The 14146-nt window shown below is 37.9% G+C and carries 13 protein-coding genes; 5 read left to right on the top strand and 8 right to left on the bottom strand.

Features of this window, described 5'->3' with window-relative positions; genetic code table 11:
* Nucleotides 1-14: 14 nt before the first annotated feature.
* On the bottom strand, nucleotides 15-1031 hold the full coding sequence (locus K2F26_RS14955) for a sulfate/molybdate ABC transporter ATP-binding protein (RefSeq protein WP_220608461.1): 1017 nt from the start codon (nucleotides 1029-1031) through the stop codon (nucleotides 15-17).
* Nucleotides 1032-1393: 362 nt separating this feature from the next.
* Between K2F26_RS14955 and chlP the strand changes: the two genes are divergently transcribed.
* On the top strand, nucleotides 1394-2650 hold the full coding sequence (gene chlP, locus K2F26_RS14950) for a geranylgeranyl reductase (RefSeq protein WP_220608460.1): 1257 nt from the start codon (nucleotides 1394-1396) through the stop codon (nucleotides 2648-2650).
* Nucleotides 2651-3306: 656 nt separating this feature from the next.
* Here the strand turns inward: chlP and K2F26_RS14945 are convergent.
* Both K2F26_RS14945 and K2F26_RS14940 read right to left on the bottom strand, forming a co-directional pair.
* Nucleotides 3307-4200 carry an NB-ARC domain-containing protein gene (locus K2F26_RS14945; protein WP_246605609.1) on the bottom strand — a complete coding sequence of 298 codons (894 nt, stop codon included), beginning with the start codon at nucleotides 4198-4200 and terminating at the stop codon, nucleotides 3307-3309.
* 20 nt (nucleotides 4201-4220) lie between these two features.
* The gene (locus tag K2F26_RS14940) at nucleotides 4221-4556 is read right to left on the bottom strand and encodes a helix-turn-helix domain-containing protein (RefSeq protein WP_220608459.1); all 336 of its coding nucleotides are present in this window, start codon (nucleotides 4554-4556) and stop codon (nucleotides 4221-4223) included.
* Nucleotides 4557-5137: 581 nt separating this feature from the next.
* Between K2F26_RS14940 and K2F26_RS24840 the strand changes: the two genes are divergently transcribed.
* Nucleotides 5138-8632: a glycosyl hydrolase family 18 protein gene (locus K2F26_RS24840; RefSeq protein ID WP_246605376.1), complete on the top strand. Its 3495-nt coding sequence runs from the start codon at nucleotides 5138-5140 to the stop codon at nucleotides 8630-8632.
* 80 nt (nucleotides 8633-8712) lie between these two features.
* Here K2F26_RS24840 and K2F26_RS24835 read toward each other — a convergent pair whose 3' ends face one another.
* The 4 genes from K2F26_RS24835 to K2F26_RS14910 all read right to left on the bottom strand — a co-directional run bounded on the left by K2F26_RS24835 (nucleotide 8713) and on the right by K2F26_RS14910 (nucleotide 10422).
* Entirely contained in the window at nucleotides 8713-8985 is a 273-nt protein-coding gene (locus K2F26_RS24835) for a PIN domain-containing protein (RefSeq protein ID WP_367890341.1), read from the bottom strand.
* Between the two features lie 112 nt (nucleotides 8986-9097).
* Entirely contained in the window at nucleotides 9098-9361 is a 264-nt protein-coding gene (locus tag K2F26_RS14920; protein ID WP_220608458.1) for a hypothetical protein, read from the bottom strand.
* Between the two features lie 303 nt (nucleotides 9362-9664).
* Nucleotides 9665-10087 carry a type II toxin-antitoxin system VapC family toxin gene (locus tag K2F26_RS14915; protein ID WP_220608457.1) on the bottom strand — a complete coding sequence of 141 codons (423 nt, stop codon included), beginning with the start codon at nucleotides 10085-10087 and terminating at the stop codon, nucleotides 9665-9667.
* Nucleotides 10084-10422 (bottom strand): hypothetical protein, encoded by a 339-nt coding sequence (locus K2F26_RS14910; RefSeq protein ID WP_220608456.1) that lies wholly within the window; start codon nucleotides 10420-10422, stop codon nucleotides 10084-10086. Before K2F26_RS14910 ends, K2F26_RS14915 begins: the two co-directional genes overlap by 4 nt.
* 362 nt (nucleotides 10423-10784) lie before the next feature.
* On the opposite strand from K2F26_RS14910, the gene K2F26_RS14905 reads away from it, so the two are divergent.
* Both K2F26_RS14905 and K2F26_RS14900 read left to right on the top strand, forming a co-directional pair.
* A complete protein-coding gene (locus K2F26_RS14905; RefSeq protein WP_220608455.1) occupies nucleotides 10785-11084 on the top strand; it encodes a hypothetical protein in 300 nt (99 codons plus the stop codon).
* Nucleotides 11081-11479 carry a toxin-antitoxin system TumE family protein gene (locus K2F26_RS14900; RefSeq protein ID WP_220608454.1) on the top strand — a complete coding sequence of 133 codons (399 nt, stop codon included), beginning with the start codon at nucleotides 11081-11083 and terminating at the stop codon, nucleotides 11477-11479. Before K2F26_RS14905 ends, K2F26_RS14900 begins: the two co-directional genes overlap by 4 nt.
* 1004 nt (nucleotides 11480-12483) lie before the next feature.
* Here the strand turns inward: K2F26_RS14900 and cobS are convergent.
* Nucleotides 12484-13275 (bottom strand): adenosylcobinamide-GDP ribazoletransferase, encoded by a 792-nt coding sequence (gene cobS / locus K2F26_RS14895; RefSeq protein ID WP_220608453.1) that lies wholly within the window; start codon nucleotides 13273-13275, stop codon nucleotides 12484-12486.
* Nucleotides 13276-13464: 189 nt separating this feature from the next.
* Here cobS and K2F26_RS14890 point away from each other — a divergent pair, with 189 nt between their 5' ends.
* Nucleotides 13465-13917 (top strand): hypothetical protein, encoded by a 453-nt coding sequence (locus tag K2F26_RS14890; protein WP_220608452.1) that lies wholly within the window; start codon nucleotides 13465-13467, stop codon nucleotides 13915-13917.
* Nucleotides 13918-14146 lie beyond the last annotated feature (229 nt).

Genomic DNA, 14146 nt, shown 5'->3' with positions numbered 1-14146 from the left:
GAATGATACTTACGTTAAATAGAATAATAAAGCGGGAAGGATTTTGCATCTTTGGGCTTGACATAAACTCGCTCTTGTGGTTCTAATTTTAACTCATCAAAGCGTTCTCGTGTTAAATGGGCGGTAAAATTTTGTCCATCATCTAAGGTTAATTCTACTTGAATTTCCCAACCCAAATGAATGACACGATTAACTATAGCAGATGCAGTTGTACCATTAGCTACTCTTTCTACAATCACGTCTTGGGGACGCAAAAATACTTCTGGGTTAGCTGAGTCGAAACCACTGCTTTGAAAAATCTTGGCAGAACTCGGTAAAACATTTACAGGACCAATGAAACTCATCACAAATGCTGAAGCAGGATGATCATAAATTTCTGCGGGTGTTCCTACTTGTTCTACTTTTCCTTTGTTCATAACTACGATTTCATCAGAAACTTCCATAGCTTCTTCTTGATCGTGAGTTACAAACACGGTGGTAACGTGAACTTCGTCATGGAGACGGCGTAACCAAGCACGTAAGTCTTTACGCACTTTAGCATCTAACGCCCCAAATGGTTCATCGAGTAATAATACGTTAGGTTCTACAGCTAAAGCTCTGGCTAAGGCTACTCTTTGTCTTTGTCCTCCTGAAAGTTGAGAAGGATAGCGATCGCCTAATCCATTTAATTGTACTAATTCTAACAGTTGTTCTACTTTTCCCTGAATCTTCTTTTTCGGTGCTTTACGTATTTCTAAGCCAAAAGCTATATTTTGTCTGACTGTTAAATGTTTAAATAAGGCATAATGCTGAAATACAAAGCCAATATTTCGTTCTTGCACACTTTGATATGTAGCATCTTTACCCGTGAGAATGATTTTACCGCTATCTGGCATTTCTAAACCTGATATTAAACGCAGCAGAGTAGATTTACCAGATCCAGATGGACCAAGTAAAGCCACCAGTGAACCACTTTTGATTTCTAGACTCACCTGATCTACAGCCTGAAAGCTGCCGAACTGTTTAGATACATTTTCTACTACGATGCCCACTGGTTTTATACCTCTGTGTTTAATCTACGGTTTACGGGTAGGATTACTGTAATTTATTTATATCATATTTTTAATTGAGAGTCAGGAGGCAGGGAGCAGGGAGCAGGGAGCAGGGGAGCAGGGGAGCAGGGGAGCAGGGGAAGAAAGGGAGGTTAAACCAGTCACCAATCACCAACCTAAACCAGAAAACCAACAACTTGGTTAATATTAGAATTTTTTGTAGTTATCATTTACAAAAATCTACTGATAAACCCTTGATTGAGTATTTTTACTTGCGTTTTTATAACGAAATGTTAAGGAATATTGCAATTATGTCAAAACCTCAAGCTTGAGCGTCATATCAACCGAAACTCCATGATAGGATGCTTTCGGTAAATGTGAAGATTGGGAGTAGACCTTTGACATTACGGGTTGCTGTTGTGGGTTCGGGCCCAGCCGGTTCATGCGCTGCTGAGACACTAGCAAAAGCCGGGATAGAAACATATTTATTTGAGCGCAAGCTAGATAACGCTAAACCTTGCGGGGGTGCTATTCCTCTGTGTATGGTGAGTGAGTTTGATCTACCTCCAGAAATAATTGACCGTCAAGTGCGGAAAATGAAAATGATTTCTCCTTCTAATCGTGAGGTAGATATCAATCTGGTAAATGAAGAAGAATATATAGGAATGTGCCGTCGTGAGGTTCTGGATGGTTTTCTCCGTAACCGAGCGGCTAAATTAGGCGCAAACTTAATTAACGGTACAGTTCAAGCACTTGATATACCCACCAATAACAATGATCCCTATACAATTCATTATTTTGATCATGCCGTAGGTGGTGATAGGGGAGAACCTAAAACTTTAAAAGTTGATTTAATTATTGGTGCTGATGGTGCTAACTCCCGCATTGCTAAGGAAATGGATGCTGGGGATTACAATTATGCGATCGCCTTCCAAGAACGGATTCGCATTCCTGAAGATAAAATGGCCTACTACCATGACTTAGCGGAAATGTATGTAGGTGATGATGTTTCTACTGACTTCTACGCTTGGGTATTCCCCAAATATGATCACGTAGCAGTTGGTACTGGCACAATGCACGTTAACCAACGAGACATCAAGAAATTACAAGCTGGTATTCGCGCCCGTGCTGCGGAAAAATTAGCCGGTGGTAAAATCATCAAAGTAGAAGCTCACCCCATCCCTGAACATCCCCGTCCTCGTCGTGTAGTAGGACGTATTGCTTTAGTCGGTGATGCAGCGGGTTATGTTACCAAGTCTTCTGGTGAAGGTATTTACTTTGCAGCGAAGTCTGGCCGGATGTGTGCAGAAACCATTGTTGAGGTTTCTAACAACGGTGCGCGTATTCCTTCTGAGAAAGAGTTGAAACTTTACATCAAACGTTGGGATAAGAAATACGGACTTACTTACAAAGTATTGGATATTCTGCAAACCGTGTTCTACCGTTCTGATGCTACTAGAGAAGCGTTTGTAGAAATGTGTGATGACTTGGATGTACAACGGTTAACTTTTGATAGCTATTTGTATAAAACTGTTGTTCCAGCTAACCCCATTACACAGTTGAAGATTACTGCTAAAACCATTGGTAGTTTATTAAGAGGTAATGCTCTTGCACCTTAGTTTTAGGTTTAGTAAAAGCTGATTTTTCTCAACTTAACGTTAAAACCATAACCCGACTGGGAATGAATTCCCAGTCTCATAGCAAAAGTCATCTAAAGATGACTAAGAATTTTACGTTGGTAGGGGTAACGCGGGTAGGGGTAATTCATGAATTAAGCTGTTGTGCATTTAACTTGTATAAGTGGAACAGGCATCTTGCCTGTTCCACAAGAGTTCAGAAGATTAGGATTATACAATTTAGCTGTGTAACAGCTTACCCCTACTTTAGTTATGTTTTGCGTAAGTCCTAACCATTAAGGTTTCATTTCAATACTGTTCGGTTAAGAGGATGTTTGAAAAGTTTTTAATGTATAAATAAACCCCTCTCCAAACCTCTCCCCGACGCGGGGAGAGGCTTTGAAACCCCCATTCCCTTGTAGGGAAGGGGGGAAGGGGGGTTAGGTTTCTAGAGATTATCGGTTTCATCTAATACTTTTCAAACAACCTCTAAGGTTTAAAAACTGTGAAGATCCGCTCAACCCCCCTTAACAAGGGGGCTTTAGCCCTCTTTTACCCCCTTTTTAAGGGGGTCGCCGTAGGCGGGTGGATCTTATCCGAAAAGTCTTGGGTTTCATTTTACCCCTACGATTAATATTTTGACTATTGGCTTGCTTTTACTATAAATTCATAAACGGGTCAAGATTTTTGTGAAAATAGTTCTGCACATATTCTATAATCACAGGTTGTAAGGTGTATTTACTTGCTGTTTTCTCAATTAAACAACGTGAAGATATATTTTCTATAGATTGGAAAAGATGAGATATGGGAATATGAGGTAATTTATTGATTAAATAATTAATTTTTGCTGGCTGCTGATAAGTTGCAAAATAGTACATTATTTGTTGTTCTAATATTGAGAGACTATTTAATTGCTGTTCTAGTAAAATGTTGATTTGTTGACTCACTAACAAGGTTTTTTGTGCTATAAAAGTTTCAATATCACCATCAAATAAGTCAATAATTGTATGAGAAACAATTTGAATTGTCAGCGGATTATTACTATATAAATCACATAATTGATACTTTTGCTGTTCTGTTCCCAGCAATTGTTGTGATTGTAGCAGAGAAAAGGCTATTTCTGATGAACCAAGCAACCTTAAACAACGCACCGACAATGACCAATTTTCTAGTAATTTGATTGGAGGGGATTTAAAGCGACTGGTGAACATGACACAACTTTGATGTTTTGTTTCTGCAATGATGCGGAGGAAATTATTATATTGGGTATCACCTGCATCTAAAGCTGTTTCTAGGTTATCCAAGATAATTAGACAGCGATGGTTACGTAAATAATGTATGAGGAGATTGATATCTAATTTACTTTCCTGATGATGGGAAATAAAAGCCAGCATATCAATGATCATATCATTAAAGTCGGGAGTTGTAGGTACTGAACGCCAAAAAACATAATCAAATTGATCTTGAATTTGTTGTGCTAGTTGGGTGACTAAGGTAGTTTTACCAACTCCTCCCATACCTACTATTGCTACTAAGCGACAGCTATCTTGTATAATCCATGATTCTAGTCTTGTCAGTTCTTCAGTGCGTCCATAAAATGCTGAAATATCAACCGCCGTTCCCCAATCTTGGAATTGCTGTTTTTTTTTCCGTATTTGTACGTATTGCGGGGGGGGGTAGAAGTTACATCTTCATTAGTTACAGCAATTTCTCGCCAGTCGAGATTTAACCTGTGACATAGTTCTTCAAAGTTTGCATAATCAATAGGTTTACCAGTGAGGAATTTGCTAACCGTAGTTAAGGACAATCCTGTATCATTAGCCAAGGCTCTTTGGTGGGGATAGCTCTTATATATAGCTAATTTAGCTTTATCAATACAGTCATGGCGAATCCTGAGTGATCTTGACATAATTATGTAATTTAGCCATTTACTGAAGTTGTTAGCTGAGATTTTGCTCAATTTTAGACCTTATAGATTAGATTTTTCATGAATTAATTGCTCATTACAATCCATCTTTGGATAGATGACAAAGATTTAGATTTAATTAATTTTATTTTTTATGCGATATTTAGCTAGTTATTTTACGTAAATATTACTAAGTAAAGTTATTCTATTTACTATAAATTAAGTGAAACGAAAAAGTTTTGTTACAAACATACTAAATTTATAATAAGTACCTGTGCAAAATTAATTTCTTATTTGGAAACTCTGTATCCTTTACCAGACAAGGAAGACGGGTAAATGAAATGTGCAATTTATTTTGCATGACTACTTATATGTACATATTACGTTATTTTTGGTATTATTATGTATTTTTAAATACTTACAAATTAGATATCTATGTATAGATATATATGGCTTTTGCTGCTTAAATCTTAAAAATGATCAAAGTCGAAATAAGTCAGTATTTCCCGGTACGGAAGTCAGTACAGGGTTGAGTAGACTGGGAAATGAACTATTCGATTACGAATTAATACAGGGTTATTTTCATGGCAGAATCTACCAAAACCGTTGTTTTCATTGATCCCAACGTTGCAGACTGGCAGAGTTTAGTTGATGGTGTCGAACCTGGTTCACTCGTATTCCTTCTTAACCCCAGACGGGATGGTATTAGGCAAATTACCGATAAATTAGCAGCACTTACAGACATTGATAGCCTTCAGATTATTTCTCACGGTGGAGAGGGTAGTTTGTCACTTGGTTCAAGTGTTTTGAACTCAGCAAACCTCAACAGTTATAGTTCACAATTGCAACAGTGGGGTAAATCTCTTACCGCTACAGGAGACATTCTGCTGTATGGTTGTGATGTAGCGAAGGGATTGGTAGGTAAAGCTTTTGTCCAACAAATTAGTCAGTTGACTGGGGCTGATGTAGCGGCATCTGATGACTTGACTGGTAGTGCTGCATTGGGTGGAGACTGGCTGTTAGAATATGCCACTGGATCGATTGAAACACCTCTGGCTTTGCAGGTTCAGGCAATGGAGGCTTATACATCTGTTTTGCCAAATTATATTGTAGGTGGATACATAGGCTCTTGGAATCTTAACTCCAATACACCTGTAGATACTCCGTTTAATAAACTCACACATTTGTTCTACTCCTTTGCTGATGTCACTTCAAATGGTACTGTTCAACTACCTCAAGATGGAACAGGAACAGGTGACATCGCTAAACTTCAACAAATCAAGGCTCAAAATCCCAACCTGAAAATCATCCTTTCCATTGGGGGTGCAGTAGAACCAGATTTTTCCTCTGCTGCTGCTACAGTGCAGTCTAGGGCAAACTTTGCTCAGTCTGCTATCCAACTAATGAAGACTAATGGATTTGATGGCCTAGATATTGACTGGGAGTATCCTAAAGCAAATGAGGATAATAATTACATCCAATTGCTATCACAATTGCGGCAACAAATCAATCAAGCCTCTCAAAATGATGGCAAGCAATATCTTCTCACTACAGCCCTTTCTGGTTCTCCTTACCAGTTGTCTGCATCTGATTATGGGGGTAACCCTTACGATTTCAGTCCACAAGATTTGAAAGCAACTTCCGATTATGTGGACTTTATCAATGTCATGAGTTATGACTATCACGGACCTTGGGAGCAAACAACAAATCATCAGTCAGCTTTGTATAAAAGCACAAATGATAACACTTATAACGCTGCTAAAGTCAATACTAATTGGGCGATTCAACATTATCTCAGTGCTGGTGTTCCAGCTACAGATATTGTCTTGGGTATTCCACTTTATGGGCGCACCTGGACTGGAGTTAACGCTGGTAGCAACAATGGGCTGTTTCAGCAGGGTACTGGTAGCTCTGAGCTTACATATAAGGATCTTTATAATCTATTGGGGACAAATGGCTATCAATCTTTCTGGGATAATAGCGCCAAAGTTCCCTACATTTATAGTTCTCAAACAGGGGTGTTCAGCACCTACGAAAATAACCAATCAATACTGGGCAAAACGGATTATGTCAAACAACTGGGACTTGGTGGTGCGTTCTTCTGGGAAATCACTCAAGATTTGCCGGTAACTCATCCTGATTCCTTAATTAATGTTGCGGCTACAAATTTGGGAATTAATAATGTTGTTTTACCAACCATTACCCTAGCAGTATCACCCAGTAGCGTCACTGAAGATGGTACAACCAATCTTATTTACACCTTCACCCGTACGGATGCAACAACCAACGCCTTAACCGTTAACTACAACGTTGCTGGTACAGCCACATTCAATAATGACTATACTCAAATAGGTGCAGCCAGTTTCACTGCTACCACCGGAACTATTACCGTTGCTGCGGGAAGTAGTACAAAAACTCTGACTATTGACCCCACAGCCGATACCACTGTGGAAAGTAATGAAACCGTGGCTTTAACTTTGGCTTCAGGAACAGGTTACACCATTGGTACAACTACAGCCGTCACGGGAACTATTACTAATGATGATATTGGTTCTCCCAGCATTACCCTAGCAGTATCACCCAGTAGCGTCACGGAAGATGGTACAACCAATCTTATTTACACCTTCACCCGTACGGGTGCAACAACCAACGCCTTAACCGTTAACTACAACGTTGCTGGTACAGCCACATTCAATAATGACTATACTCAAATAGGTGCAGCCAGTTTCACTGCTACCACCGGAACTATTACCTTTGCCGCGGGAAGTAGTACAAAAACTCTGACTATTGACCCCACAGCCGATACCACTGTGGAAAGTAATGAAACCGTGGCTTTAACTTTGGCTTCAGGAACAGGTTACACCATTGGTACAACTACAGCCGTCACGGGAACTATTACTAATGATGATATTGGTTCTCCCAGCATTACCCTAGCAGTATCACCCAGTAGCGTCACGGAAGATGGTACAACCAATCTTATTTACACCTTCACCCGTACGGGTGCAACAACCAACGCCTTAACCGTTAACTACAACGTTGCTGGTACAGCCACATTCAATAATGACTATACTCAAATAGGTGCAGCCAGTTTCACTGCTACCACCGGAACTATTACCTTTGCTGCGGGAAGTAGTACAAAAACTCTGACTATTGACCCCACAGCCGATACCACTGTGGAAAGTAATGAAACCGTGGCTTTAACTTTGGCTTCAGGAACAGGTTACACCATTGGTACAACTACAGCCGTCACGGGAACTATTACTAATGATGATATTGGTTCTCCCAGCATTACCCTAGCAGTATCACCCAGTAGCGTCACGGAAGATGGTACAACCAATCTTATTTACACCTTCACCCGTACGGGTGCAACAACCAACGCCTTAACCGTTAACTACAACGTTGCTGGTACAGCCACATTCAATAATGACTATACTCAAATAGGTGCAGCCAGTTTCACTGCTACCACCGGAACTATTACCTTTGCTGCGGGAAGTAGTACAAAAACTCTGACTATTGACCCCACAGCCGATACCACTGTGGAAAGTAATGAAACCGTGGCTTTAACTTTGGCTTCAGGAACAGGTTACACCATTGGTACAACTACAGCCGTCACGGGAACTATTACTAATGATGATACGGATGGACCATTAACCTTAACAGGAGATCCTACCAACAATATCCTAGTCGGAGGTTCTGGAAATGACACTTTCTTAGGACTGGGTGGAAATGACATTCTCACTGGTGGGCTTGGTGCTGATAAGTTCAGGTTTAACTCTCCCTCCGAAGGGATGGACACTATCATGGACTTTTCTAAGGCACAAGGAGACAAGATAGAATTGTTTGGAACTGGCTTTAATTCTCTGGTGTGGACAGATGGGGTAACTAATGCTCTAGCTCCCAGTGTATTTTCTATAGGTACAAGTTCTAATTCTTGGACAAATACCATTATCTATAATAATAGTAATGGTATTGTCTATTTTGATGCTGATGCTTTAGGTTCTGGTCCACAGGTAGCATTAGCACAACTATCTCCTGGACTCAATCTCACTAACCAGGACTTTATTGTTAGTTGGGTTTGATTTATCATGATGATAATTTCTTAATTAACAAAGCGATCGCATTTCTTAAATAAGGGTGCGATCGCGTTTCTTCTACTTAATTACTGACTCCAATCTTCAATTTCCAACCCTGCAATTTTCTGAAAATGTTTCAGATTATTAGTCACAAGAATTAAATCATTAGCTATAGCAACTCCAGCTATCAGAATATCAATATCATCCACAGGTGTTCCCTGTTTTCTTAAATTGGCATAAATATCAGCAGAAATTGTTGTAGACTTTGTAGTTAATGGTAAAACTGTATGGTATGAGACGAATTTCAAGAATGATGTTAATTGTTTTTGGGCATCACGATGTTTTAAGCCACTGACAATTTAATAATAAGTAATGATGCTAATATTAATTTGAGAATGAACTTTTAAATATGACTGGAAATTCTCAACTACCAGACTGTGATTGCGGAAAAAGAATGATAGAATATTCGTATCAATCAAAGCTGGTTTCATCACCTCTCCTCTCAAAAAATGCCTGTTGACGACGAGTGTTTATTTCATCATTGAAATCAATAAACATTTCATCTGACATATCATTCCAACACCCCGCAAACTCCATAGTTTGTTCTAGTGATGTTTTTGATATTTCGTCATTTAGTCGAAAATAATGAATAATTTTATATAATTCCTCTAATTTATCATCTGGAATTAGATTTATTTCTGTGATCAATTTTGTCCGAATGCTTTGTAAATCCATATAACAACTAAATTTCCATTGATTAATTGACTGATATACTAATTATAAAGGTCTTGATGATATATTTGCGATCGCTCTCTATCTTCACTTCATCCCTCTCAATTACCACTTTTCGTTAAATCTGTCAACCGTAAAAATCTACTCTTTGTTTCATCCCCCCCAGGATCTGTAGCTACTCTTGATGCTGCTGGTATCATTGAGCTAAAATAGATTGTAGAGATGTTTCATGAAATGTCTCTACACCACCATGAACATCTCCTGTAATTGATATGATGTGTAAGGGTTTAGCAATGCGCTTTACCCCTACTTTGGATCATTCAAATTAATAACATTAAAAGGTTCGGAATCATTGATACGATAAAATAAAAAATCTGAATCCAGAGTCAATATTCTGTTTATTCCCAGACGTTCAGCAGCAATCACAAGAGTTCCATCTGCAAGATCCATTGGACGATCTTGATACTTCTTAATTAGTTCAAATAGACGCTCGTAATCTGTTGCTTGAATTTCATAAAAAGTTAACATATCATTGGTAATTAGCTTTCCCAACTGATTTTGCATTGCCCATCCACCACGACGTAAAGCCAGATACATCGCTTCTGTAAAACATGGCCATGTCGTTATCAAGGGTATTGAGAATTTCATTACTGCTTTCTTGATAGCTACGTGCTGAGACTGCTTATTATCAACAAGGGCAAAAAGAGGACCCGCATCACAAAGAATCATACATCCAACCCTTGACTTCTATACTTTTCCAGTAGTGCTGATCCATAATCATCTACTTCAAAATCAGAAGATATAATTTCCAAGTTATCAACTTCTTCAAACCAACTATTCCACTTCATCTGAAAATCTTGTGGACTTGTTTGGGGAATATCACTATCCTGAAAAGTCATATTTAATGGAGACTGAATCATTAACGCAATTTCAGTTTGTTGTGGACAATGACGTAAATATTCCCTCACTTCTGGGGGAATAATCAGTATACCTTCTTTGAGTTCTAATCTAAATGTTTTGCTGCTCATATAATCTTCTGGGATGAGATTTATTTCTGTGATCACTTTTGTGCGGATGTTTGTTAAATCTATACAAGGACTAAATTTCAACTAATTTACTGATATGCTAATTATAAAGGTCTTCATGATATATTTGCGATCGCTCTACATCTTCTCTATCCTCACTTCATCCCCTGCTAGATACCACTTTTCGTTAAATCTGTCAACCGTATAAATCTACTCTTTGTTTCATCCCCTCATTTTCAGGATCTGTAGCTACTCTTGATGCTGCTGGTATCCTTGAGCTAAACTAGATTGTAGAGATGTTTCATGAAATGTTTCTACATCATCCTTGTCATTGAATTGTGGTATTTATTGCCTTGAATAGTGTATTATAAAGAATAATCTCACTCAAGGGATATATAATTATGAATACATTAGAAAAATTAGAATTGTTGAGTGAAAACTGTAGCGACAACACAGAATTAGATAGAATTATTGGACAACTTTTAAATTTAATTTTAACCCGTTATCGTCAAAAAATCGCTATCTATAACTTAGATATAGATAAATTTGAGAAAAAATATCAACTCACTTCTGAACAATTTTTAGAACAATTTAACTCAGGAAATTTAGGAGATGAAATGGATTTTTTTGAGTGGTTTGGCTTATGCGAACTACGCAAGGATATTTTACAAAAAATCCATAAATTAGAACAAGCTTTATGAAAAATGTTAGAAATGCCGATGACTATTTGGCATGGATAAAATCTGTAATTGCACTTTGTCCAGCAGTCGTAAATGTAATGATTATTCGAGAAGAATCACAAACTGATAAAGGACTATGGCGTTATCGTTTGACATTAAAAGATGGTAGCTTTTTAGAAATATTTGAATTCTTTCAAATAGCATTAGGAAAAGTAGAAATAATTAAATATAGTTTTCATTGGCAAACTGAAAATAGAGAACTAATAAAACGTTGGGATAACGCACCCCATCATCCTGAAATTTCCACCTACCCCCATCATGTACATGATGGTTCTGAAGATTCCGTTTTTCCGTATGTAGCTGTTGATATTGAAGAAATTTTAAGACAAATTTCTGAACTCATAAAATCTCAATAAGACTGTTTAATATAAATGTCCCAAGCAATAATGGAATATCAAAAATCTTTTCTGACCTTATCATTAATCTCCTGCTCACTACAACTATTATAGCAAAATTCAGATTTACTTCATCCCCTGCTCATTACCACTTTTCGTTAAATCTGTCAACCGTAAAAATCTACTCTTTGTTTCATCCCCTCGTTTCCAGTTCACTTCACCCCAAAAATTGGTTGCAGACAAAGGTAGTTTTTTGTAAAGTTGTGTAAACCAATTTTTGCTCTAATTTCTAAAACTCAGATATATCAAGGGTTTTAATATTAAGTTTTATCAAGATTGCAAAATTGCATATAATATTCCAATTATGAAATTTGAGAAAATTATAACAGAAGGCTGAAAGTATTGCAAGTCCGTAAGTAAATAAAAAAGATTCTCAATAAAATTTTAAGAAATGTTAAGAGAAAATCCCATTAAGTTAGGAATATTAAATCTAAAATTACTAAATTTATAAAACAGAATTATCATTCATCTCAAAACCGACATTTAAACGAGCAGGAATAACACTCATTAGTAAAGGTTAAGATTTTATTCTATCTACCTAAATATTCAATGATTAGTTTTACCAATTACCCATTAACATTTGGGAGCATCCCAAATGTGTAAGTTTATTGTTTTGGAATCTTGAAATTACTACCAGGCTTGATATGATTGAACCGCAAAGAACGCAAAGCACGCAAAGGTAATAGGATTTAAGAGAGTTTTTAGTATCTCTGTGTTCATTTTTTCAAAATTGGGATGCGCCCTAACAATTCAATACTGTTCGTTAAGGATTTTTGTAGGTTGGGTTAAGCGACAGTGCAACCCAACACAAGCTTATAAATGTTGGGTTTCGTTCCTCAACCCAACCTACATGATTTCATTTTTTTGAGGTTAACCGAAAAGTATTGATTACCAATTACCAATTACCAATTACCAATTACCCATTATCCATTACCCATTACCAATTACCAATTACCAATTACCAATTACCCATTACCCAAAAAAGTCATCAAACACAAAAACAAAGCTTCAGTCCATTCAACCACAGCACCGTAAGTATCTCCAGTGTGTCCACCCAGCTTATAGTTAAACCAAGCAGGGACTATAAGAGCGATCGCACTTCCTCCCAAAACCATAAATATAGATAAAAATAGATATTGCTGATTAACTACCCAAATTAAAATACTCAAACCCAACAACAAAAACCAACTTGGTAAAATATCTGCATAAGAACGAATTGCATCTTTATGAAAAGCACCTTTACCAGTGGCTTTCAGATAGGGATATCGCAAAATCGCTACTTGTTGTCCCCAACGTCCCCAACCACAAGCAGACATCAGTAATAAATAACGATTTTCCGAAATATCCATCAAAGCTGCGGTTTTCAACAACAAAATAGCGATCGCCACCATTGCCCCAAAAGCACCCGTCGCACTATCAGCCATTACCTGTAACCTTTTTTCAGGATCACCCACTGCTAAACCATCGGCGGTATCCATTGCACCATCTAAATGTAAACCTCCTGTAATAGCGATCCAAGTGACAACTACCAAAGCAGTCCGAGTTAACACGGGAATATGCAAGTAACTAAAAGTCATATCTAATAAACCTAACATTCCCCCAATCATCAAACCCAAAGCCGGAGCAACAACAGCAACATTGCTAAAATCCAAGCCTGGGATATAGGGTAAGGGAATAGAAGTGTAAAATATAATAGATGCTATTACCTGTAATAATTTAACTTGGCAAAATTGCCATAGTTGCAAAATATATCCCATAGGGAAAACTCAACTTCAGATGGAGAATAAAAACTTACTGTAAAAAGTTATAGGAAATTGAGGATTTTCCATAGACGATCGCTATATAAAGTTGATATTTTGGAAATGTAGGGTTTTGTCCAGTGAAAAAGCTAGGCATTGACTTTTCATCTGTGTTGTCACTCACCTTCCCTCAATCGCTAATACTCTATGAGTTATCATCTACCCAATATCAAAATACCAGCCCCGTGTATTGTCAACACCGGCGTGATTGTAAATAAACTCGACATCCGCAGACTTTTAACAGATTTAGGTCGAGTTCACTACATCTACACCCAAGAGAACAAGCTACTGAGCGAAGGTGATGGGGATGTGATGGAAGTATTTGCCCATCCGCAAAGGTCTACAATAGTCGCTAATAATGCTTTGTATCTGAATATATATAGTTTTGACTATCTGGAACTCAAACAATCACCAGAACAAGAAACATACTTTGATTTATTCCAAGAAGATTTTTGTTTGCGTCTGATTCCTCTCTCTACACCTTTACAGGAACGATGCGATCGCCAATTTAACGCCGGTGCGATAGAAGCAATGATGGATCAGGTACTATCGGCTCGATGGGATGCGGAAATAGATGACGACTGCTCTGATTGTTTTTAACCCTAAATAGGGCTGGCAGAGAAAGTCTTTCCATTGAGGCAGGGAATAGGGAATAGGGAATAGGGAATAGTTTGGGCTATCTGTTATCCTCAAATTATTGCATCTTCTGTCCCTAAAATGCACAGTTTTTCCGGTTTAACCTTCAAAAGCCTTGCACTTTGTTTCCTCATGATCAGCCTCCAACCTCTAATTTATAAAGGTTTTGGTTTTATTTAGCATCCCCTCAATA

Source organism: Sphaerospermopsis torques-reginae ITEP-024 (genome assembly GCF_019598945.1).
Lineage (GTDB): Bacteria > Cyanobacteriota > Cyanobacteriia > Cyanobacteriales > Nostocaceae > Sphaerospermopsis.
This window is presented reverse-complemented; position numbering and strand designations above follow the sequence as displayed.

Coding starts and splice junctions, on each gene's coding strand:
- chlP (WP_220608460.1), top strand. CDS start 1,394: ATGCTTTCGGTAAATGTGAAGATTGGGAGTAGACCTTTGACATTACGG.
- K2F26_RS14940 (WP_220608459.1), bottom strand. CDS start 4,556: ATGTCAAGATCACTCAGGATTCGCCATGACTGTATTGATAAAGCTAAA.
- K2F26_RS24840 (WP_246605376.1), top strand. CDS start 5,138: ATGGCAGAATCTACCAAAACCGTTGTTTTCATTGATCCCAACGTTGCA.
- K2F26_RS14920 (WP_220608458.1), bottom strand. CDS start 9,361: ATGGATTTACAAAGCATTCGGACAAAATTGATCACAGAAATAAATCTA.
- K2F26_RS14915 (WP_220608457.1), bottom strand. CDS start 10,087: ATGATTCTTTGTGATGCGGGTCCTCTTTTTGCCCTTGTTGATAATAAG.
- K2F26_RS14905 (WP_220608455.1), top strand. CDS start 10,785: ATGAATACATTAGAAAAATTAGAATTGTTGAGTGAAAACTGTAGCGAC.
- K2F26_RS14900 (WP_220608454.1), top strand. CDS start 11,081: ATGAAAAATGTTAGAAATGCCGATGACTATTTGGCATGGATAAAATCT.
- cobS (WP_220608453.1), bottom strand. CDS start 13,275: ATGGGATATATTTTGCAACTATGGCAATTTTGCCAAGTTAAATTATTA.
- K2F26_RS14890 (WP_220608452.1), top strand. CDS start 13,465: ATGAGTTATCATCTACCCAATATCAAAATACCAGCCCCGTGTATTGTC.